The following is a 21768-nucleotide window of genomic DNA, read 5'->3' on the forward strand; positions in this document are numbered from 1 at the left end:
ACCGCACCCGGGCTCCTGCCCGCCGCTGCCGGACAGCTGCCTCTTGAGGGTCTCGAAGTCGATCGACACCAGCAGGGTCGCCTTCGGTGTGGTCGGCTCACCGTGGGTGCCGGCCACGCCACGACGGACCACCGTCATCAGCGCGTCGTAGCGCCTGTTGCCCGGCGTGCGACGGTCATCCTCACCGGTCGCCTCCCGCTCCGCCCTGGACGCCGGCGCGGCCAACGGCGACCGCAGAATCGCCCGCACCGCCTCGTAGTCGGCGTCGTCGCCGAAGGTCATCACGATCCGCTGGACCGACCCGTCCGCCAGGCTCGACTCGTGCACATCCCGCAGCTCGTGCTGAGCCCGTCGACGGTCCTCATGGTCCTTCTCCGGCAGGCAACACCGCAGAAGCTCGGCGATGACCCGCTCGATGTCCCTGTCGTCGAACACGGGGTTGGCTCCCGCGTCGGCCAGGATGCGCACCGCCTCGGCATACTGCTCGGGCGAGACGGACCTGCTGACCCGCACCAGTGCCTTGTGCATCCGGGCAGCCCGGGCCGGCGTCATACCGCAGACAGCACCCCGGCCAGCAACGGCGCATGCACCCGGTCACGGCTCGCCTGCGCCAGGCGCGCCAGGTCCCGCACCGCCGGAAGGTCAAGGTCGGGGCAGCGCTGGGCCAGCCAGTCGACCAGGCTGAACCCGTCAGTGGTGTGGAGCCCTCGCTCGGCGACCTCACACGCCAGCCGTAGCCGTGCCCGCCCCAAGGCCGCCGACGCCATCGCGACGCCGCGCAGCCCCGCGGTCAGCTCCGGCTCCAGCAACAGCACCGACTCCTGAGCAGCCAGGTCCACGGACACCCCAACCCTCGCCGCCTCACGCAGCGACACCGCCACCCGCTCCCGGGCCGGGCGCACCACAGGCAGCGACCCACACCGGGCGACATCTCCCACGGTCGTCCGGAGCACCTCACCACCCCACTGCCCTGCCATAGGACAAACGTACGAGACGACACCGACACACCCCGAGGACCTGCACGTGCATGCGCTTGGTGGCCGAAGCCCCGGGACGGGGGTGCACACCGAGCAGGGGCGAAGCGCTCAGGACGGGGTGGCACAACCGTGACCGTCTTTGTGCGCGCCCGCAACACGTCCACCTGCGCCAACGCCGACACCAGCTCGCCGCCACCCAACCGGGGCACGTCCCGGCCCACCCCACCCGCGGCCCCCTGGTCCCGTCCGCCAGGCGCCCCGCCCGCACCTCCCCCGGCACCCGCCACCACCACTCAGGGGCCCGTCGGTCAGGTCGTCCACCCCCACGTGCACCACCCCCGTCCACAGGCACGACCCAGGGACGGCTACCCCGCACCCAGAGGTGTGCGCGACGCCGGCTCCGGAGCCGCCCGAGAGATGCCGGCGCGCCAGCCCTCGGTCGGCAGCAGACCGGTCAGACGCATCCCGGTCAGACGCACGAAGGGTCCGGAGCCGCCAGGCTCAGGACCCTTCGGATGACCGAGGTGGATCGTGTCAGTAGCCGCGGTCGTCGCGGCGCACGTCCGGCGCCGGGCCCGACTCATGGCGGTCCACCACCTGACGGTGCTCGGTGTGCGTGCGCTGCTGGTTGGTGATCAGCGAGACCACGATCGCCAGGGCGCCGACGCCCATCATGATGAAGCCGACCATCTCGACGTTGACCCCTTGCACGTCGAACGAGGTCGCGAACGCGAGGATCGCCCCCACGACGATGAGGAAGATGCCGAACCCGACTGCCATGTCACGTGTCCTTTCGCGGTGACCGCACGCCAGGGAGCGCACGATGCCTCTGCAGCACGGTAGTACCGAAGGAACCGGACCGCCTCACGAGCACAGGCGGCGCACCGAGACGTCGGTCACAGCCGCCGGTCGGCCAGCACCGGGAAGCTCTCACGCCAGGACAGCACCGCCTCGGGGTCGATCTCGACGGAGAGGACCTCCTCGTCGGTGCCGGCCTCGGCCAGCACCTCCCCCCGAGGGTCGACCACCGCGCTGAACCCGCCCATGGGGGTGCCTGCATGCGTGCCGGCGGTGTTGCCGGCGATGACGTAGGCCTGGTTCTCGATCGCCCTGGCGCGCGCCAGCACCCGCCAGTGCTCCACGCGGGCCGCCGGCCAGGCGGCCGGGACGACGAAGACCTGAGCGCCTCGGTCGACCTGTGCCCGGTAGAGCTCGGGGAAGCGCAGGTCGTAGCAGGTCGACAGGCCCACCCTCAGGCCGTCCGCCGGCGCGGGCAGGTCGACGACGACGAGCTCCGTCCCGGCCTCCATCAGACGCGGCTCACCGTTGCCGAACCCGAAGCGGTGGATCTTGCGGTAGGTCGCACAGATCTCGCCGCTCGGGTCGAGCACGACGGAGGTGTTCCACACCCCGTGCCCGTCCGGCCCGGTCTCGTCTCCTGGCCGCTCCACCAGGGAGCCGGTATGCAGCACACAGCCGGTCTCGCGGGCCGCCTCCGCCAGGGCGGCCGTCACCTCACCGTCGACACGCTGCTCGCGCTCGGGCCAGGCGCGGTAGTCGAACCCCCCGGCGCTCCACAGCTCCGGCAGCACGACGAGGTCGTGACCGCGCTGGGCGCGGACGAGCTCCACCACACGGGCCGTGCGCCCGGCGAGCGACTCCTTGTCACCGTAGGACAGCTGGATGACCGCGACCTTCATACCCGGCACCCTAGCGGCCCCGAGCCTGCTCGTCCCGCCCCGCCAGGGCCGCCAGGTGCGCGTTGTAGGCCGCGAGCTGGGCGTCGTCGTCACGGTCGGCCTGGCGGTCGGCCCTCCGTGCGTCGCGCTCGTCGCGGCGCAGCCAGTCGAGCGTGACGAGCAGCGCCAGGATCAGCGTGGGGACCTCTCCCACGCCCCAGGCGATGGTCCCGCCGAGCTGCTGGTCGGCGAGCAGGTCGTCCATCCACGGCAGGTCCAGGCCCTTGAAGAAGCTGGGAGCCAGCAGCCAGGTGCCGGACATGAGCGCCAGGCCGAAGAAGGCGTGCGCGGCGAGGGTGGCCATGAGCACCATGAGGCGCATCGGGGCGGGCCACTTCGGCGGCCCGGGGTCGGTGCCGATGAGCGACCAGACGAAGGCATAGCCGGCCAGCAGGAAGTGCACGGTCATGACGACGTGCCCGCTGTGGGTGCGCAGGGCCCACTCGAACATGTCGGTCCAGTAGAACGCGACGAGGCTGCCGAAGAAGACGACCCCGGCCACGACGGGGTTGGCGACGAAGCCTGCCCACCGGGAGTGCACCACGGCCAGCACGACCTCCCGCGGCCCGAGGGTCCTGTCCCGGCGTGCGGGCAGGGCCCGCAGCGCCAGGGTGATCGCCTGACCCAGCACGAGGAAGATCGGGATCGCCATCATGAGGGCCATGTGCATGACCATGTGCATCGAGAAGGTCACCCGGCCGTAGGCACCAGGTGCGCCGTTCGTGACGTAGACGAAGACCAGCCAGCCCACCATCCACAGGATCGTGGCCCCCACCGGCCAGTGGTCGCCGCGGCGCCGCAGCCGCACCACCCCTGCGGCATACAGCCCCATCGCGAGCAGTGCCCCGATGAGGAAGAGCCAGTTGACCTGCCACACCTCGACCCACGAGGCAGCGGTGAGGGGCGGCGGGGCCGGGAAGCCGGTGAGGGCGAAGGTCGGGTCGGTGGCGTCGGAGCCGGCGACCGGTGGCGGCGGGGTGCGGGCCAGGGTGACCGCGAGACCGACCGCCGCTCCCATCACCAGCAGCTCGACCGTGGCCAGGCGGGCGAACGCCCACGGCCGGTCCAGCCCCCCCGCCAGGATGCGCCTGCGGTGCACGAAGCCGAAGCCGCCGAGCACCGCGAGCGCCGCGACCTTGGCCCAGATGAGCAGCCAGTAGGCCGAGGTGAGGTCACCCAGGTCGTCGGCCGCGAGCGTGGAGAACAGCAGCCCGGACAGGGCCACGGTGACGTAGGCCCACAGCGCCACCGTGGAGTAGCGCTGCACGGTGACCGGCAGCGCAGAGCCCAGGACGGGTCGCAGCAGGAGCACCGCCAGCAGCCCGCCCAGCCAGACCGTCACCCCGGCCAGGTGCAGCCCGAGCGCGGTCACGGCCGTCTCGTGCCCGTCGGCCCCGCTGGAGTGGCCGGTGAACGAGATCGGGACCAGCGTGGCGAGCGCCAGGAGGAAGGCCCAGGCCAGCCCTCCCCGGGTGCGCACGGCGAAGGCCACGAAGGCCAGCCCGGTCGCCATGAACAGCTCGATGGTCCACAGCCGCACGAGCTCCAGACCGGTGAGGTTGGCCAGGAGGTCGGAGAAGAAGCCGGGCGTGCCCATCGGCAGGCCGGTGATCTCGGCGAAGCCCAGGACCATCAGGACGGCCGCGCTGACCGCCCAGAGCACTGCCGTCCAGCCCGCTGCCACGGCCGCCGTCTCGCGACGCCGGGAGCGTCGTGACTCCGGCGCGAGGAAGGCACCCACCAGGAGCAGGCCGACCGTGGCAGCGGCGGCGATGTCGTGCACCACACCGACCAGGACCTGACCCCAGCGCACCACGGGACCGGCGTCGGCGATGAGCAGTGGCGTGGTGGCACCGCTCAGGGCGGCTGCCGGCACGGCCACCGCCAGCGCGGCCAGCAGCAGCACCGCGGCCGGCAGCCAGAGGAGGCGGCCGGGCACCGGCGTCGGCGACGCCTGCGAAGGCGCTGGTGGGACTCGGGTCGAGGACGACACACCCACATGCTAGGTAGGGTTGCTGACATGCCGCTGCACCCCGCCGCCCCGCAGGAGCTCCCCGACCTCGTCGAGGGCTACCGGCAGGCCATGCGCTCGCTGATCGACGTCGGCCGGACGTGCCCGCCGGACCGCCTCGCCGACTCCACCTGCTGCCCCGGCTGGACGGTCCAGGACCACCTGGCACACGTCGCCTCGGTCGAGGCCTATCTCGACGGCGGTGACTACCCCGAGGTCGAGCTCCCCGACCGCGCCCACCTGCACCACGAGTTCGCCGTGTGGATGGAGCACGGGGTGCAGGCGCGCCGTGGACGGCCGGTCGAGGAGGTGCTCGACGAGCTCGAGACGCTGCTGCACAACCGGCTCGCGACGCTGAGCAACCCCGAGCTCACCCTGGACACGGTCGTCAGCGGACCGATGGGGCTGGAGATGCCGCTGTCGGAGCTCCTGGCCCGCCGGCTCGTCGACATCTGGGTCCATGAGCAGGACCTCCGCGAGGCCCTCGACCGCATCGGCAACCTCGACAGCCCCGCCGCGGCCATGTTCGTGCACCGCATCGTCGTCGCCTTCCCCGTCGTCGTGCCGAAGCGGGTCGACCTGCCGGCCGGTCAGTCCGTGATCCTCGAGAGCACCGGCCCCGTCACGGCCCGGGTGGGGGTGCGGATGGCGCACGGCGAGCACGACGAGGTCGTGGCTCACCCCCTCTTCACGGGGGACTCCGAGACCGCCGAGAGCGACCACGCCGACCAGATGGGGCACCCCGAGGAGGAGGTCGCCACGACGACGATCATCCTCTCGACCGACGCCCTGACCCGCCGGGCCGCAGGCCGCCGCAGCACGCTGGACACGGCATACCGCGTGGTCGGCGACGAGGAGGTCGCCCGGGCCGTCCTCGACGCGCTCGTGCTGACTCCCTGAGGAGCCTGCAGCAGCGCCCGAGACCCCGCCGCTGCGAGGCCGACGCCGCCACGGGGACGCTCCTGTGACGAGCGTCTCCCTCCCTGCGGCGCCAGAGGGCTCGATCCAGGTCGCAGGCTCCGTGGGGTGCTGCACAATGGAGGGTGGGAGCCCACCGGGGGGCCATCACACTGGCGTGCTCCGGTCCGTGGTGCTCCCTGACACCGTCCACCCGTGAGGAGCACCAGCAACAGATGAAGAAGTCCACTGTGATCGCCCTGCTCGCCCTGAGCCTGTCCGCCGCAGCCTGCACCACCGAGGACCCCACTCCCCCCGGCAGCCCCACCGTCGACTCCGACGTGGCCGGTGAGACCGCGGACATGGGGTCGGAGACCGGTGACGCCGCGGAGGAGACCGGTGACATGGCCGGCGAGACCGGTGACATGGCCGGGGAGACCGGCGCCATGAGCGACCCGGTCTGCGAGGACGTGTTCGGCGGCAACGTGCCGCTGGCCGAGCGAGCGGACACCAACCGCGAGGTCATGAGCACCGGCGACGCCCTCGACAAGGCGGAGTACGGCGAGGTCAACCTGCTCAAGCAGCGCCTCGAGCGGGTCGCCGAGGACGCGTCGAGCGACCAGGCCGGCCTCATCGAGCGCATCAACGCGCCGTTCGTCGAGGCCTCCAGCGCCGTGCAGGACGGCGAGGTCACCCCGGACGAGGAGACCGATGAGGTCACCCTCCCCGAGATCGACGTCGAGGACTCGGCCGCGGCTCAGGACGAGCTCGAGGCCGCCTGCCAGGGCTGAGCCCGAGACACCCGCGCACGGGGGCCGGCCCACGGGTCGGCCCCCGTCGTCGTGCCGGTCACCGGGCCGGCGGGCCCGAGGACCGGTGGTAGAACCACAGCCCACCCACGAAGGCCACGACGACGAGCATCGTCGCTCCCGCCACCCACAGCCCCTCGTCCCAGTCGAGGAGCAGCGCCAGCAGCACACCGCCGGCGGCGAGCAGCAGCGCGACCTGGCCGGCGAGGCGGGTGGCCTGCACCTGCACCCGTCGCTCCCTTTCGTCGGCCTCGGAGCCGGTCAGCAGCCGGGCCCCGGGCGTGAGCCGGCGCGAGACGCCCTGCAGCACGGCATACCCCACGAGCACCCCCGCCCCGATGAAGGCTGCGCGCGGGTTGCCTCGGGACAGGCCGATGACCAGGACCGCTGCCGCACCCGCGTAGCAGAGCAGGGTGAACAGCCGGTCCTTGAGTGGGACCGGGCGACCGGCCGCCACCTCAGCCCCAGACCAGGGCGCGGCTGGGGTCCTCGAGCAGGGCAGCCAGGTCTGCCAGGAAGCGTGAGCCGAGCTCGCCGTCGATGAGCCGATGGTCGAAGGACACGGCGAGCTGGGTCACCCAGCGTGGCACGATCTCGTCCTCACCTGCGGCGTTCGTGACGACCCAGGGCTGTTTGCGGATGGCGCCGAAGCACACGATCGCCGACTCGCCCGGGTTGATGATCGGGGTGCCGGTGTCCACACCGAAGACTCCGACGTTGGTGATGGTGATGGTGCCGCCGGACATCTGCGCCGGCTGGGTGCGCCCGGCCTTGGCGGTCGCGACCAGGTCAGCGAGAGCCTCGGCGAGCTGACGCAGGTCCATGAGGTCGGCGTCCTTGATGTTGGGCACGACCAGCCCGCGCGGGGTGGCCGCGGCGATGCCGAGGTTGACGTAGTGCCGCTGGACGATCTCCTGGGCCTGCTCGTCCCACACCGCGATCATCCCGGGGTTGCGGCGCACGGCGATGGTGAGCGCCTTGGCCAGGATGAGCAGGGGGCTCACCTTGAGGTCGCGGAAGTCACGGTCGCCCTTCAGCCGCTCCACGAGCTCCATCGTGGCGCTGACGTCGACGGTGACGAACTCGGTGACGTGCGGAGCGGTGAACGACGAGCGCGTCATCGCCTGGGCCGTCATCTTGCGCACGCCCTTGATCGGCGTGCGCGTCTCCCGCTCGCCCGAGCGGTCGAAGGACGGCGGGGAGTATGCCGGTGCGCCGGTGCCGCCCTGGGGTGCGGCGGGGGCCTCGACCGCCGGAGCGGCCGTCATCGCCGGCGCGGCCGGCGCGGCCGGCGCAGTGTCGGCTGCCCCCGCGGCGAGGTGCTGGTCCACGTCGGCCCGGCTGACCACCCCGTCAGGGCTGCTCGGGCGCACCTGGGTGATGTCGACACCGCGGTCCTTGGCGTACTTGCGCACCGGCGGCTTGGCCAGCGCCCGCACCGGGCGGCCGGGGCGCTCGGGCTCCTCGACCGCCGTGCCGCCGCCCCTGCGCCGTCGCCGGGTCGTCGAGCCCTCCGACGCGCCGTAGCCGACCAGGATGGCCTCGCGTGCCGGCGCCTTCTCGGGCTCGGGCACCAGGTCGTCGGGGCGGTCCCCGGCGTCCGGCTGCACGTCGGCGGTCCGGTCGACGGCGCCTGACTCCACGTCGGCGACCGTGCCGGCACGCTCCTCCGCGGGGGCCGCCCCCTCGTCGGAGCCACCGCCGTCGGAGCCGTCGCCCTCGGAGCCGTCGTCGACGTCGATGATCGGGGTGCCGACCTCGACCGTGTCGCCCTCCTGCGCAAGCAGTGCCCGCACGACCCCGCCGTAGGGGATGGGCAGCTCGACGAGCGACTTGGCGGTCTCGACCTCCACGACGATGTCGTTGGTCCTGACGGTGTCGCCGGCCTTGACCTTCCAGGTCACGATCTCGGCCTCGACCAGGCCCTCACCCGGGTCCGGGAGCTTGAACTGCGGCACGGTGTCTCCTTGGTCGGTCGGTCAGTAGGCGAGGGCGGCGTCGACGGCGTGCAGGACGCGGTCGAGGTCGGGCAGGAAGTGCTCCTCGTGCCGGCTCGGCGGGTAGGGGATGTTGTACCCACCGACGCGCAGCACCGGGGCCTCCAGGTGGTAGAAGCACTCCTGCTGCACCAGGGCGGCCAGCTCCGAGCTCATCCCCAGGAACGTCTGTGCCTCGTTGACCACCACGCACCGGCCGGTCTTGGCGACCGAGGCCGTGATGACGTCGAGGTCCAGCGGGGAGAGGCTGCGCAGGTCGACGACCTCGACGTCCGGGCCGTCCTCGAGCTCGGCGGCCTGGGCGGCGGCGAGGCTGACCTTGACCATGGGCCCGTAGGTGAGCAGCGTGACGTCGGTGCCCTCGCGGCGGACGACGGCCTCGTGCAGCTCGTAGGGCGCGGCCTCGCCCAGCTCGATGAACCCGCGCTCGTGGTAGCGCCGCTTGGGCTCGTAGAAGACCACCGGGTCGTCGCTGGCGACAGCCTGCTGCATCATCCAGTAGGCGTCCTCGGGCGTCGCGCAGGTGACGACCCGCAGACCGGCGGTGTGCGCGAAGTAGGCCTCGTTGGACTCGCTGTGGTGCTCGACCGCGCCGATGCCGCCGCCGTAAGGGATGCGGATCACCAGCGGCAGCCTGATCTTGCCCAGCGACCGGTAGTGCATCTTGGCGACCTGGCTGACGATCTGGTCGAACGCCGGGTAGACGAAGCCGTCGAACTGGATCTCGACGACCGGCCGGTAGCCCCGCAGCGCCATGCCCACAGCCGTGCCGAGGATGCCGGACTCGGCCAGCGGGGTGTCGACGACGCGGTGCTCGCCGAAGTCCTTCTGCAGGTGCTCGGTGACCCGGAAGACACCGCCGAGCTTGCCGACGTCCTCGCCCATGAGCACGACCTTCGGGTCGTCCTCCATCGCCTTGCGCATGCCGGCGTTGAGCGCCTTGGCGATCGTCATCTTCTGTGTCGTCATGTCGGCCTCCCGTCAGTCCTCGTCGAAGCCGGCCATGTATGCCGCGAACGCCGCGGCCTCGCGCTCCACCAGGGGGTGCGGCTCGGCGTACACGTGCTCGAACATCTCCTCGTGCGGCGGGTCCGGCATCTGCTGGCACTCCCGGCGGATGCGGTCGGCCAGGGTGTCGGCCTCGGCGTCGAGGTCGGCGAGCCACTGGTCGTCGACCAGCCCCTGGGCGACGAGGTGCTTGCGCAGCCGGTCGACCGGGTCCTTGGCGCGCCAGGCGTCGACCTCGGCGGCGATGCGGTACTTCGTCGGGTCGTCCGAGGTGGTGTGGGCGCCCATGCGGTAGGTGAACGCCTCGATGAGCGTAGGCCCCTGGCCGGACCGGGCACGCTCCAGCGCGGCGCGCGTCACGGCATACGTCGCGAGCACGTCGTTGCCGTCGACCCGCACACCGGGGAAGCCGAAGCCACGGGCCCGCTGGTAGGGCGGGATGACGAACTGCCGGTCGTTGGGCTCCGAGATCGCCCAGTGGTTGTTCTGCACGAAGAAGACCACCGGGGCCTGCGCCACCGCGGCGAAGACGAGCGCCTCGTTGTAGTCACCCTGTGCGGTGCCGCCGTCACCGGTGAAGGCCATCACGGCGGTGTCGCGCTCCGGGTCGCCCGTGCCGACGTCGCCGTCGCGCTGCACGCCCATGGCGTAGCCGGTCGCGTGCAGCATCTGGTTGCCGATGACGATCGTGTAGAGGTGGAAGTTGTGCTCGGCCGAGTCCCAGCCACCGTGGTTGACCCCCCGGAACATGCCGAGCAGGTTGAGGGGGTCGACCCCCTTGCACCAGGCCACCCCGTGCTCGCGGTAGCCGGGGAACGCGTAGTCCTGGGTGCGCATCGCCCGGCCGGCACCGACCTGGGCGGCCTCCTGACCCAGCAGGCTGGGCCACAGCCCGAGCTCGCCCTGACGCTGCAGCGCGAAGCCCTCGGAGTCGACCCGCCGCACCAGCACCAGGTCGCGGTAGAGGCTGCGCAGCGCCTCGTCGTCGACGTCGTCCAGGTAGGCGGCATAGGGCTCGCTCACCGTGCCGGGCTCCACCCGCTGCCCGTCGGCGTCCAGGAACTGGACCATGTCCGGGCCGCCGTCGGTGATGTCCGTCGCCGGTGGCTCGTGGGTGGCAGGCGCGCTCGATGGCACCTGCGCGACGTCGTCGTCGCTCACTCAGGTTCTCCTTCTCCTGGCGGCCGGGGCAGGCCGCGCGCTGGGTGTCGGATCACGTCGCACGCTACCGCAGGGAGGGGCGTCTCCGTCTTGACGTCGGGTCAGTCTGCGGAGTGCTCCGCGAGGTAGCGTCCGGCCACCTCGACGAGGCGGTCGTTGGCCTCGGTCTCGCCGATCGAGCAGCGCGCGCCCTCACCGGGGAAGGGCCGCACCACCAGCCCCGCCTCCTGGCAGACGGCCGCGAAGTCCAGCGCGTCCTCGCCCAGCGGCAGCCACACGAAGTTGGCCTGCGTCTCGGGCACCGCCCAACCCTGCTCGCGCAGCGCGTCGTAGACCCGGGTGCGCTCGTCGATGATCGCCTTGACCCGCACCTCGAGCTCGTCGAACGCCTCCAGGCTGGCGATCGCCGCCTGCTGGGCGATGTCGCTGACCCCGAACGGGGTCGCCGCCTTGCGCAGGGCAGTGGCGACCGGCTCCGGCGCCACGGCATACCCCACCCGCAGACCGGCCAGCCCGTAGGCCTTGGAGAAGGTGCGCAGCACCGCGACGTTGGGGTAGTCGCGGTGGATCGCCAGCGCGTCGGGAGCGTCGTCGGTGGTGTTGAACTCGAGGTAGGCCTCGTCGATGACGACGAGCGTGTCGCGCGGGACCCGGTCGAGGAAGCGCCGCAGCTCGTCCTCGCGGACCGCCGGCCCGGTGGGGTTGTTGGGCGTGCAGACCAGCACCAGCCGGGTGCGCGCGCTGACGGCGTCGGCCATCGCGTCGAGGTCGTGGCGGGCGTCGGGGGTGAGCGGCACCTGGATCGAGGTGGCGCCGGCCAGTGCCACCACGATCGGGTAGGCCTCGAAGGAGCGCCAGGCGTAGACGACCTCGTCACCCGGGTCGCAGGTGATGTTGACCAGCTGTCCGAGCACGCCCACGCTGCCGGTGCCCGTCGCGATCGTCTCCGACGGGACCTCGAACCGCTCAGCGATGGCGTGGGTGAGCGCGGTCACCGCCATGTCGGGGTAGCGGTTGACCGACTGCGCCGCCTGGGTGATGGCCTCGACGACCGAGGGCAGCGGCGGGTAGGGGTTCTCGTTGGAGCTGATCTTGTATGCCGTCACGCCTTCCTTGGGCGGCGCCGGCTTGCCCGGTTTGTAGGCGGGGACCGCGTACAGCGTCCGGCGCAACCGGACCGGCGACTCTGGCGGCTGGCTGTGCTCACTCATGACCGCAGGCTATCCGAGCGTCGACGACGTCCGCGCGGCCCCGTCCGTGAAACGATGAGGCCATGGCTGCATTCCTCATCAGGGTCCTCGTCTTCTCCGTGGCGGTCTGGGTGGCCGCCTGGATCGTCCCGGGCATCGACCTCATCACGGGTGAGGACCTGCTCGAGCAGGTCCTCACCGCCGGTGCGGTGGGCCTGATCTTCGCCGCGCTCGACACCGTCGTGCGCCCGATCCTGGTCGTGCTGTCGCTGCCGCTCATCATCCTGACGCTGGGGCTCTTCATCTTCGTGCTCAACGCGGTCATGCTGTGGTTCACCGCCTGGCTGTCGCAGCAGTTCGGCCTGGAGTTCGTCGTCGAGTCGTTCTGGTGGGACGCGGTCCTCGGCGCACTCGTCATCACCGTGGTCTCGCTGATCCTCAACCTCGTCCTGCCCGACGGCCGTGAGTGAGGCTGCCGTGGCGCTGACCCCCAGGGAGGTCACCGTCACCACGGCCGACGGGCCGATGCCCGCCCTGCTGTGGCACCCCGACCCGCAGGTGCCGCGGCCCGGCCTGGTCGTCATGCAGGAGATCTTCGGGCTCAGCGACTACGTCCTGGAGCGCTGTGCCGCGCTGGCCGACCTGGGGTATGCCGTGCTCGCGCCACAGTTCTACTGGCGACAGGGCGGTGAGGTCGTCCGCGACGACGACCCCGGCTTCCTCGAGCGGGCCATGGGTCTCGTGCAGCAGACCGACTGGGACGCGGCCGTCGCCGACGGCATCGCCGCCGCCGAGCACCTCGACGAGACCGAGGGCATCACGGAGGTCGGCCTCGTCGGCTTCTGCTGGGGTGGCGGGCTGGCGTTCAACGTCGCAGCCGAGCTGGAGGGTGGCAGCACGCCGTCCGGGCTGGTGAGCTACTACGGCTCGGCGCTCCCCCAGCTCATCGACCTGGCACCCGAGGTCACCTGCCCCAGCCTGCACCACTTCGGCACCGCCGACGCCTACATCCCCCTCGACCAGGTGGAGCGCATCCGTGCCGCGGTCACCGACGGCGGGGCGCGCGACGACGTGGAGCTGAACCTCTACGAGGGCGCCGGGCACGCGTTCGACAACCCGCACCCCCTGTTCCACCACTCCCAGGCCTCCGAGGAGGCGTGGGAGCGCACCGAGGACTGGCTGCTCCGCCACCTTCCCGTCCCCCTCTGACGCGTTGCCAGGGAAAGTGCACCTCTCCCCACGCGTTTGCCAGGGAGATCGCGCCGGTGATCACGCGTTGCCAGGGAGATCGCGCCGGTAACCGCGCGTCGCCACGGAAAGAGCACCGCTCCTCACGCGGTGCCACGGAGGCTCCGCGTCGCAGGGTCACGTGGCGTCGCGACTGGCGATGATGCTGACCAGGACGGGCTGGATGTCCGTGGCCTCCTCCACCTGCCGGAAGGCCCCACCGACCGAGTCCACGATCGTCCGCATCGGCTCGGCCTCCATCTCGGGGCCCATCCCGATGACGACGACGTCGACCGGCCGCTCGTCGTCACGCTCCTCCGTCAGACGGGCGACCACCTCCTCCTGCGACAGCCCCCCGTCCGGGTCGTAGTTGCGGCCGTCGGTGAGCAGGACGATGGAGTTGCGGTAGTCCGGGTCGTAGTCCTCCAGCATGTGCTGGTAGGCGGCGTAGAGACTGTCGTGCAGCCCGGTGTTGCCCTCGGTGTGCTCGTCGTCGAGCGACTGGGTGATGCTCAGCAGCTGCTCGCGATGGGTCACGCCCTCGGTGGTCTGCTCCATCGCCCGGACGGGGAGGGCCTCGACCCAGTCCTCCCCCTCGGGGCCACGGTGCGTCGAGAACCACCACAGCCCGATCTGGGTGCGTGGTGCCAGTCCCTGCAGTGCGTAGCCGGAGGCATCCATGGTCAGGTCGAAGCGGCTCTGGCCGTCCTCGGTGACGACGTCGTCCATCGACCCGGAGACGTCGATGACGACCAGCATCCGGGAGTTCGGGCTCACGGTCGCCCAGCGCTCCAGCAGTGTCCGGGTGTCCCCGGCCTCGACCGGGACCTCGGCAGGGGCGTCGTCGGGAACGCCCTCCACCAGTGCCTCCCCGGGGGCGGAGGCGGGTCGCAGCCCTGCCTCGCGCCACAGCTCGGCGCTCTCGTCGGCCTCCAGCGCCTCGCCCAGCAGCCCCGTCGCCTCGCCGGCGTCGCCGAGCGTGAGCCAGGAGAAGGTCAGGGCGCCGGCGCCGCCCTGAGGGGTGAGCACGCCGAGGTCGGGCTCGTCGGTGGTCGCCAGCGCCTGTTCACTGGCGGGCACGAGCAGCTCGTCGGCCCCGGCTGCCGCCTGCAGTGCGTCCTCCTCGAGCGAGGTCTGTGCCAGGGACACCAGCAGCGCGTCCTGCTGCTCGGGAGTCGCAGCACCGTCGAGCAGGGTGGTCACGGTGACCAGCGACGCCATCGACGCCGGGTCCTGGGTCGGGTCGCCGACCAGCAACGTCCGGCCCGGCGCGTCGAGCAGGTCCGTCCAGGCCACCCCTGCCTCACCGGCCTCGTCCCCGAGCCGCTCCACGTAGGCGGCGGGCCCGGCCAGCACCACTGGGCTGGTCGCCAGCACCGGGCCGGGCTCGAGCTCGAGCCCCTCGGCGAGGTCCGGCCACAGCGCGTGGTCGGGGACCCACGCCTGCGGGGGCTCGGCTCCCTCACCGAGCTCGGTGACGGCCTCGTAGGACGGCACGACCGTGACGTCGTACGTCGCACATCCGCCCAGCGCCGCGGCGACCTCCTGCACCACCGACGCGGCGGAGGGAGCAGCCCAGACCGCGACGGTCTCCTCGTCCGTGCACTCAGGCGTGGCGGTCGCGGCCTCGGACGACCCGCCTGCGGTGTCCTCCTCGGAGTCCGGTCCGAAGAGCATCCACGCGCCGCCGCCGAGCACGACGAGGGCGAGCAGAGCCAGGATGACGACGGTGAGGGGACCTGGTCCGGACCTCTCCGTGCTGGTATGGCGACCCATGACGGCATGTTAGGGGACTCCGGGGTCCGATGTCGGGAGGTTCAGCCACCTTGACGGTTGGCGATGATGCTGACCAGCACCGGCTCGATGTCCGTGGCCTCCTCCACCTGCCGGAAGGTCCCACCGACGGAGTCGGCGATCCGCTCCATCGGTGCGGCCTGGATGTCCGGACCCATGCCGATGATGACGACGTCGACCGGACGCTCGTCGTCCTGGGCGTCCTGCAGGGCCGCGATCAGCTCGGCCTCGCCGAGCCCGCCGTCGGGGTCGTCGTTGATCCCGTCGGTCATGAGGACGATCGAGTTGCGGAACGAGGCGTCGTGGTCGGCCTGCAGCTCCAGGTAGGCGGCGTAGAGCGAGTCGTGCAGCGCGGTGTCACCCCCGGTGTGCTCCTCGTCCAGCGAGCGGGTCAGCTCGAGCAGCCGCTCGCGGTGCGTCGCGCCGCCGTCGTCGGCCTCCAGGCCACGCAGGGGCAGGGCCTCGACCCAGTCCTCGCCGTCGGGACCGCGGTCGGTGGAGAACCACCACAGCCCGATCTCGTTGCGCGGGGCCATGTCCTCCAGTGCCGTCGACAGCGCGGACATCGTCAGGTCGAACCTGCTCTGCCCCTCCTGCCCGACCTCCTGGTCCATCGACCCGGACACGTCCACGACCACGAGCATCCGGGAGTTGGGACGCAGGATCAGCCAGGTGTCCAGGAACTCCTGCACCTGCGCGGCGTCGGCGACCGGCGCGTCCTCGACCTGTGCCGGGACACCCTCGACCCCGGGCCCCTCGCCGTCGGCACCCGCCCGCAGACCGGCCTCCCGCCATACGGACTCGGAGGCGGTGTCGACCAGCGCCGCGGAGAGGGCGTCGACGGACGGGCTGCCCTCGCCGAGACCGACGAAGGGGTAGGCGAGCACACCGGCGCCGCCCTCAGGAGCCAGCACCGTCAGGTCGGCGTCGCCACCCAGCTCGGCCAGCGCCTGTTCGGTCGTGGGCACCAGCACCGGCTCACCCTCCGCTGCCGTCTCGAGCGGCTCACCCTCGAGCACCCGCTGGGCCAGCGAGACCAGCAGGGCGTCCCGCATCTGCGTGCCTTCCTCACCCTCCTCGGCCAGGCGTCCGTTGGCGGTCAGCATCATGGTCAGCGACGCAGGGTCCTGCAGCGGGTCACCGGCGAGCAGCGGCTGGCCCGGCAGCTCCATGAGCTCGGCCCACCCCGGCTCGTCGCCCAGCTCGTCCGCCAGTGAGCCCGGTGCTGCCAGCACGACCGGGGAGGTGGCGACGACCGCCCCCGGCTCGGCCCCCAGGTCGAGCTCCTGCACGGCGTCCGCCCAGATCGTGGAGTCGGGGATCCACACGTCCGGGGCCTGCGCCCCCTCGCTCAGCTCGGCGAAGGCCTGGTAGGAGGGCACGGCCTCCACCTCGTAGGGACCACAGTCCTCCACACCGTCGGCGATCCGGGTCACCGCACCCTCCACCTCGGGCGCGACCCAGACGGTGACGGTGCCGTCGTCCTCACCGCACGCCGCCGGTGGGGCCGTCGTGGTCGCGGTGGTGTCGTCGACGCCGGCGCTGGAGCCGTCCGCGAGCTCGGGCCCGTCGTCCTCACCCCCGAGCACCATCCACACCAGGCCGGCCACGCCGACGACGGCGAGCACCGCCACCAGGGCGACCAGGGCACGGGTGCGGCCCAGGCCCGACTGATAGGGGTTGCGATGGTCCGCCATGACCGCATGGTAGGCGACGGTGCCGACGTCGGCCCCACCACCGGTGCGACAACACGCCACCGGCCGCTGGCGAGGCACACCCGGCAGGAGTTCACTGGCCTCATGGACTACTGGCAGACCATCCGGGCGGAGTCGGCCCGCTTCGGCGAGCTGGTCCGGGCCCTCGACGCCGCCGCCCCGGTGCCGTCCTGCCCGGGCTGGACCGTGGCCGACCTGACCTACCACCTGGCCGAGGTCCAGGACCAGTGGGCGCGGGTGGTGCAAGGAGCGGACGGGTCGACCCTGACGCCTCTGCGCAGACCCGCCGACCCGGACCTCCCGGACGCCTTCGAGGCGGCCTCCGCGCGGCTCCTCGAGGCCCTCGCCGAGGCCGACCCCGCCGGCCCCTGCTGGTCGTGGCACCCGGAGGGCGGCAGCATCGCCTGGGCGCTGCGCCGCCAGGCCCACGAGGCACTCATCCACCGGGTGGACGCCGAGACCGCTGCCGGGCTGACCCCGGCGGCACCCGCCGAGCCCGGTCTGGCCGCGGACGGGGTCGACGAGGTGCTCACCGTGATGGTCGCGGGTGTCCCGGAGTGGGGGCGGTTCACCCCGGACGGCCGGCTGCTGCGCGTCCGCGCGACGGAGGGGGCGGTCGTGACCGACCTGACCCTGCGCCTGGGCCGCTTCACCGGCACCGGCCCCGACAGCGGCACGGAGTGGGACCTCGCCGCGGCCGAGACGGCCGCCGGGGCCGCCGAGGTGGACCGGGCACCGGTGGTGCAGGGCGACGCGTGGGGTCTGGACCTGTGGCTCTGGGGCCGCGGACCCCTGCCTGTCGACACCGCCACGGATGCCGACCCGGCCCTGCTCGCAGAGCTCCGGGAGCTGCTCGTGGAGGCGACCCAGTGAGCCGGCCGGCGTCCCTCAGCTCCGGGGCAGGCCGTCCTCCAGGTATGGCGGGTGCTCACCGGACGCGAGCTGCTCCAGCAGCCGTGCGACATACGGGGCGACGTGCGCACGGGCCTCGTCGACGTCGGCCCAGTGGACCGCTGCGATCTCGTTGCGCTGCAGGACCGCCTGCTCACGCAGGTCCGGGTGCACCCCGAGGTCGAAGACACAGAGCAGCGCGTCGTCCCACTGACGGTAGGGCGGCAGCCAGTCGACGGTCAGCAGCTCGCCGACGCTGACCTCGTGGCCCAGCTCCTCACCCACCTCTCTGGCCAGGGCGTGCGCGGGCGACTCGTGCGGGTCGACCACACCGCCGGGCAGGTCCCACTCCTGCTTGTAGGTGAGCTCGCACAGCAGGAAGCGACCTGCCCCGTCGCGGATGAGCCCCTGCGCGATGACCCGCTTGAGGGCCAGGGTCGCGTTGAGCATGGCGAGGTGGCCGGCCCGGGTGTCCGGGTGAGGGTCACCGGCGAGCCGGGCCACGCGCACACCGTCACGCCGGTGGCCACCCGGACCTGGCAGACGACCGCGCGAGCGTCCCTCGGGACGCAGGCCGGCGCGGTGCAGGGTGCGGCGCAGCTCCCGGTCCTCGACCGCCACCTCGGCCTCGACCCGGCCGAGCCCGTTCCCGAAGGCCCGCTCGAGCTGGTCACCCAGGGCGGCACCCGCCTGGGGGTCAAGCCACCACGGGTCCGAGTCGTCCCAGGTCAGCAGTCCGATCCCGGGGCTCGTCTCGTCGATCTGCCAGGGCACCACCGGGTCAGCCTGCCACAGCGGCTCAGACGTGGCGGCGGCTGGTGACCACCCTGAAGCGGCTCGCCACGAACGCAGCGTCGGTGTAGGCGGCGTTGGCAGCCGGGTTCGCGCCGGTGCCGTGGTAGTCGCTGAAGGCTGCCGTCTGGTTGACGAAGACCTGCCCCGTCAGGTTCTCCGACAGCGCGACCCCGGCGTCGGCCGCCGCCTCGCGGGTCTGCTCCAGCACAGTGTCGTCGGTGGAGTAGACGGCGGCCGTCATGCCGCCGAACTCCCGCACCGTGCGCCGGAAGAGGTCGAGCGACTCGTCGGTGGAGCCGGTGCGGATGACGAACGCGACCGGGCCGAAGCACTCCTGCGTGTAGGCGGGCTCGTTGCCCGCGTCGACGGCGACGAGTGCCGGGGTCCGCACGACGGCGTCCGGGTAGGACGGGTGCACGACGCCCCGCGAGTCCAGCAGCACCTCGCCGCCGAGGCGCTGCGCCAGGGCAGGCACGTCGGTCGCGCGGTCCCGCACGTCGTCGTTGACCGTGGCGCCGAGGATCTCCACCGCCTTGGCGTCGTCACCGGTGAAGCGGGAGATCGCGCCGGCGATGCGCTCGCCCACCTCCTCGAAGGTGAGGTCCCCCTCGTCGGTGCGGATGCCGTCGGACGGCACGTAGACGTTCTGCGGGGCGGTGCACATCTGGCCGGAGTAGAGGGAGAACGAGAAGGCCAGGTTGCCCAGCATCCCCTTGAGGTCGTCGGTGGAGTCGACCACGATGCTGTTGAGGCCGGCCTTCTCGGTGTAGACGAGCTTGCCCGCGGCCACCGCCTCGGTCTCCAGCCACCGGCCGAACCCGGGTCCACCGGTGTAGTCGATGATCGCGACCTCCGGACGCAGGGCCAGGGTCTTGGCCAGGCCCGTGCCGTCGTCCTCCGCCGCCAGCTGCGCCAGGGCACGGTCGAACCCGGCGGACTCGAGCACGTCGCGGGCGATGGCCACCGTGAGCGCCAGCGGCAGGACCGCCTTCGGGTGCGGCTTCACGACGACCGGGTTGCCCGTCGCCAGCGACGCGAACAGGCCGGGGTAGGAGTTCCAGGTCGGGAAGGTGTTGCACCCGATGACCAGCGCCACGCCGCGCGGCACGATGCGGTAGTCCTTCTGCATACGGATGGGGGCCTTCCGGCCGGGCTTCTCCCAGAGGACACCGGCGGGCACGCGCTCCTGCTCGACCAGCGCGGCCACGACGGCCTCCAGGGCACGGTCCTGTGCGTGCGGCCCACCCGCCTGGAAGCTCATCACGAACGGCTGGCCACTGGTGTGCATGACCGCGTGGGCCATCTCGTGGGAGCGACGGTTGACCTGCTCGATGATCTCGACGCACACCGCGGCACGGGTCTCGGCACCGGCGTCTCGCCAGGCGGGCATCGCGGCGAGGGCCGCGGCCATGCCTGCGTCGAGGTCGAGCTTGGGGTAGCGCACCCCGAGCTGCGGACCGTACGGCGAGACCTCGCTGCCCACGCTGCGCCCCGTGGAAGGCTGGTCGGACAGCGCCGTGAACTCATGGTTCTGCAGCGCCTCGAAGGCCATCTCGCCGTCCTGCGGAGCCGTCTCCCCGTAGACGCGCGGGGAGGGTGACTCCGGGTAGCGGCTGTAGTAGCTGCGCTGCGCCAGCGCGGTCTTCGCGGCCTCGATGGTCTCGCGGTGGGTGTCCGTCAACGGGTGCGTCGCCAGGGTCTCAGTCACGCCGATCACCATAACGCCGACGTCCGCGCACCGGGCACCGGGCACCGGGCACCCGACGACCCTGGACCGGGTCCACGCCGCGGCAGGGCTGGGCGCCGCTCTGCGTCATACGAAGCCGGCGCTGCAGCGCTGGACGCCCATGGCGGTGAGGCGCAGGTCGACCGGGCCCAGGGCGTGGGCCGTGGCGCCGCCACCTCACCGCGAGGGGGCACCGGGTGGCACGATGCTTCCATGCTGACGACGTCATCCGGCTCCGACCGCCCACGCCCTGCCGTCGCGGTCGTCGGCGCCGGAGCCATGGGAGCCGGGATCGCCCAGGTCGCAGCCCAGGCAGGACACGACGTGCACCTCGTCGACGCCCGCGAGGGCGCGGCCCGGGCCGCCGTGGAGACTCTCGGCGCCACCCTGCGGCGGCTGGCCGGCAAGGGCCGGGTCAGCGACGAGGACGCGGAGTCGGCGGCAGCTCGTCTGCACCCGGTCGACGGCGACGTGACGGCGCTGCCGGCTGTCGGCCTGGTCGTCGAGGCGGTCGTCGAGGACCTCGAGGTCAAGCGCGAGATCTTCGCCGCCCTCGCGCAGACGCAGGCCGTCGACACCGTGCTGGCCAGCAACACCTCCAGCCTGGACCTGACGGCCGTCGCCGACGGCGTCCCGCACCCCGGCCGCGTCATCGGCCTGCACTTCTTCAACCCGCCTCCGCTGATGCGCCTGGTCGAGGTCATCCGTGGACGCGACTCCGACCGGGCCGTCCTCGACGCGGCTGCCACGCTGATGCGGGCCTGGGGCAAGACGCCGGTGGAGTGCGCCTCGACGCCGGGCTTCATCGTCAACCGGGTCGCCCGGCCGTTCTACGGGGAGGCCCAGCGGATGGTCGCCGACGGCACCCTCGACGCCGCCAGCGTCGACCTCGCGCTGCGTGCCCACGCGGGCTTCCGGATGGGCCCGATGGAGCTCACCGACCTCATCGGCCAGGACGTCAACCTGGCCGTCGGCACCAGCGTGTGGGAGCAGACCGGCCACGACCCGCGCTACGCACCCACCGACTTCCAGCGCGAGCTGGTCGCCACCGGCAGGCTCGGCCGCAAGTCGGGCCGAGGGGTCTTCACCTACGACGAGAGCGGCACCGCCGTCGACGCGGTGGCCGACCCCGACCTCGTCGCCCGGCTCGTCGGCGGGCCTGTCGAGACCGACCCGGTGGCCCGCACCCTGGCCATGCTCGTCAACGAGGGCGTCGACCTGGTGCACCGGGGCGAGGCGTCTGCCGAGGACGTCGACACGGCGATGCGGCTCGGCACCAACTACCCCCAGGGGCCCTTCGCGTGGCGCGACGCGCTGGGCTCCCAGACGGTCGTCGACTGGCTCACCGCCCTGGACAGCGCCTTCCCCGGCGGGCGCTACCGCCTCAGCCCCGGCCTGACGGAGCCCGCCTGAGATGACCGGGCTCGACCACGTCCACGCCATGTGGGAGGCAGACACCGCCTCGGCCCACCTGGGCATCGAGTGCCTCGAAGTCGGCGCCGACCCGCTGGGTCACGCCCGCGCCCGCATGGCCGTCGTCGCGACCATGGTCAACGGCCACGGCATGTGCCACGGCGGCTACGTCTTCACCCTCGCCGACTCCACCTTCGCCCTGGCCTGCAACGCCACCGGTCGCCTCACCGTCGCCGCCGGCGCGGACATCTCGTTCGTCACGCCGGTCCGCGAGGGCGACGTGCTGCTCGCCGTGGCCCGCGAGCACACGGCATACGGCCGGAACGGCATCACCGACGTCACCGTGACCCGGGAGTCCGACGGCGCCGTGGTCGCCCAGTTCCGCGGCCGCTCCCGGGCAGCAGGCGCAGCCGGGTGA

The 21768-nt window shown here is 72.4% G+C and carries 21 protein-coding genes; 7 read left to right on the plus strand and 14 right to left on the minus strand.

Translation table 11 applies throughout. The features are described from left to right. The 5 genes from LVO85_RS07800 to LVO85_RS07820 all read right to left on the minus strand — a co-directional run. A partial coding sequence (locus LVO85_RS07800) for a DUF222 domain-containing protein (protein ID WP_232746862.1) occupies positions 1-528 on the minus strand: 528 nt, incomplete at its 3' end. 20 nt (positions 529-548) lie between these two features. Continuing rightward, positions 549-977, minus strand: coding sequence for a hypothetical protein (locus LVO85_RS07805; protein WP_232746863.1), 429 nt, complete (start codon positions 975-977; stop codon positions 549-551). A gap of 534 nt (positions 978-1511) precedes the next feature. Next, positions 1512-1757 carry a DUF6458 family protein gene (locus tag LVO85_RS07810; protein ID WP_232746864.1) on the minus strand — a complete coding sequence of 82 codons (246 nt, stop codon included), beginning with the start codon at positions 1755-1757 and terminating at the stop codon, positions 1512-1514. 116 nt (positions 1758-1873) lie between these two features. Further along, positions 1874-2677, minus strand: a complete 804-nt coding sequence (locus tag LVO85_RS07815) for a carbon-nitrogen family hydrolase (protein ID WP_232746865.1) — start codon at positions 2675-2677, stop codon at positions 1874-1876. Between the two features lie 10 nt (positions 2678-2687). Continuing rightward, positions 2688-4709 carry a cytochrome c oxidase assembly protein gene (locus LVO85_RS07820; RefSeq protein ID WP_232746866.1) on the minus strand — a complete coding sequence of 674 codons (2022 nt, stop codon included), beginning with the start codon at positions 4707-4709 and terminating at the stop codon, positions 2688-2690. A gap of 27 nt (positions 4710-4736) precedes the next feature. Between LVO85_RS07820 and LVO85_RS07825 the strand changes: the two genes are divergently transcribed. Further along, a complete protein-coding gene (locus LVO85_RS07825; protein ID WP_232746867.1) occupies positions 4737-5627 on the plus strand; it encodes a maleylpyruvate isomerase family mycothiol-dependent enzyme in 891 nt (296 codons plus the stop codon). 233 nt (positions 5628-5860) lie between these two features. After that, the gene (locus LVO85_RS07830; protein ID WP_232746868.1) at positions 5861-6415 is read left to right on the plus strand and encodes a hypothetical protein; all 555 of its coding nucleotides are present in this window, start codon (positions 5861-5863) and stop codon (positions 6413-6415) included. A gap of 58 nt (positions 6416-6473) precedes the next feature. Here the strand turns inward: LVO85_RS07830 and LVO85_RS07835 are convergent, their stop codons facing one another. The 5 genes from LVO85_RS07835 to hisC all read right to left on the minus strand — a co-directional run bounded on the left by LVO85_RS07835 (position 6474) and on the right by hisC (position 11810). Next, entirely contained in the window at positions 6474-6890 is a 417-nt protein-coding gene (locus tag LVO85_RS07835; RefSeq protein WP_232746869.1) for a hypothetical protein, read from the minus strand. Position 6891: 1 nt separating this feature from the next. After that, positions 6892-8391, minus strand: a complete 1500-nt coding sequence (locus tag LVO85_RS07840; protein WP_232746870.1) for a dihydrolipoamide acetyltransferase family protein — start codon at positions 8389-8391, stop codon at positions 6892-6894. A gap of 21 nt (positions 8392-8412) precedes the next feature. Continuing rightward, positions 8413-9399 carry an alpha-ketoacid dehydrogenase subunit beta gene (locus LVO85_RS07845; protein WP_232746871.1) on the minus strand — a complete coding sequence of 329 codons (987 nt, stop codon included), beginning with the start codon at positions 9397-9399 and terminating at the stop codon, positions 8413-8415. A gap of 12 nt (positions 9400-9411) precedes the next feature. Further along, entirely contained in the window at positions 9412-10599 is a 1188-nt protein-coding gene (pdhA, locus tag LVO85_RS07850; RefSeq protein ID WP_408637680.1) for a pyruvate dehydrogenase (acetyl-transferring) E1 component subunit alpha, read from the minus strand. A gap of 101 nt (positions 10600-10700) precedes the next feature. Continuing rightward, positions 10701-11810 carry a histidinol-phosphate transaminase gene (hisC, locus tag LVO85_RS07855; RefSeq protein ID WP_232746872.1) on the minus strand — a complete coding sequence of 370 codons (1110 nt, stop codon included), beginning with the start codon at positions 11808-11810 and terminating at the stop codon, positions 10701-10703. A gap of 62 nt (positions 11811-11872) precedes the next feature. On the opposite strand from hisC, the gene LVO85_RS07860 reads away from it, so the two are divergent. Then, complete coding sequence (locus tag LVO85_RS07860; protein WP_232746873.1) at positions 11873-12259, plus strand: phage holin family protein; 387 nt, start codon at positions 11873-11875, stop codon at positions 12257-12259. Positions 12260-12266: 7 nt separating this feature from the next. After that, entirely contained in the window at positions 12267-12998 is a 732-nt protein-coding gene (locus tag LVO85_RS07865) for a dienelactone hydrolase family protein (protein ID WP_232746874.1), read from the plus strand. A gap of 156 nt (positions 12999-13154) precedes the next feature. On the opposite strand, the gene LVO85_RS07870 is transcribed toward LVO85_RS07865, so the two are convergent. After that, complete coding sequence (locus LVO85_RS07870) at positions 13155-14792, minus strand: VWA domain-containing protein (protein ID WP_232746875.1); 1638 nt, start codon at positions 14790-14792, stop codon at positions 13155-13157. A gap of 41 nt (positions 14793-14833) precedes the next feature. Beyond that, positions 14834-16507 (minus strand): substrate-binding domain-containing protein, encoded by a 1674-nt coding sequence (locus tag LVO85_RS07875; protein WP_232746876.1) that lies wholly within the window; start codon positions 16505-16507, stop codon positions 14834-14836. Positions 16508-16609: 102 nt separating this feature from the next. Here LVO85_RS07875 and LVO85_RS07880 point away from each other — a divergent pair, with 102 nt between their 5' ends. Next, positions 16610-17398 carry a maleylpyruvate isomerase family mycothiol-dependent enzyme gene (locus LVO85_RS07880; RefSeq protein ID WP_232746877.1) on the plus strand — a complete coding sequence of 263 codons (789 nt, stop codon included), beginning with the start codon at positions 16610-16612 and terminating at the stop codon, positions 17396-17398. 15 nt (positions 17399-17413) lie between these two features. Here LVO85_RS07880 and LVO85_RS17010 read toward each other — a convergent pair whose 3' ends face one another. Both LVO85_RS17010 and paaN read right to left on the minus strand, forming a co-directional pair. Then, positions 17414-18193 carry an NUDIX domain-containing protein gene (locus LVO85_RS17010; protein ID WP_232746878.1) on the minus strand — a complete coding sequence of 260 codons (780 nt, stop codon included), beginning with the start codon at positions 18191-18193 and terminating at the stop codon, positions 17414-17416. Positions 18194-18215: 22 nt separating this feature from the next. Beyond that, positions 18216-19919, minus strand: coding sequence for a phenylacetic acid degradation protein PaaN (gene paaN, locus LVO85_RS07890; protein ID WP_232746879.1), 1704 nt, complete (start codon positions 19917-19919; stop codon positions 18216-18218). A 231-nt stretch (positions 19920-20150) separates the two neighbouring features. Between paaN and LVO85_RS07895 the strand changes: the two genes are divergently transcribed. After that, positions 20151-21350, plus strand: a complete 1200-nt coding sequence (locus LVO85_RS07895) for a 3-hydroxyacyl-CoA dehydrogenase NAD-binding domain-containing protein (protein WP_232746880.1) — start codon at positions 20151-20153, stop codon at positions 21348-21350. A 1-nt stretch (position 21351) separates the two neighbouring features. Continuing rightward, positions 21352-21768 (plus strand): hydroxyphenylacetyl-CoA thioesterase PaaI, encoded by a 417-nt coding sequence (gene paaI, locus LVO85_RS07900; RefSeq protein WP_232746881.1) that lies wholly within the window; start codon positions 21352-21354, stop codon positions 21766-21768.

Source organism: Ornithinimicrobium sediminis (assembly GCF_021272345.1).
In the GTDB taxonomy this organism is placed as follows: domain Bacteria; phylum Actinomycetota; class Actinomycetes; order Actinomycetales; family Dermatophilaceae; genus Ornithinicoccus; species Ornithinicoccus sediminis_B.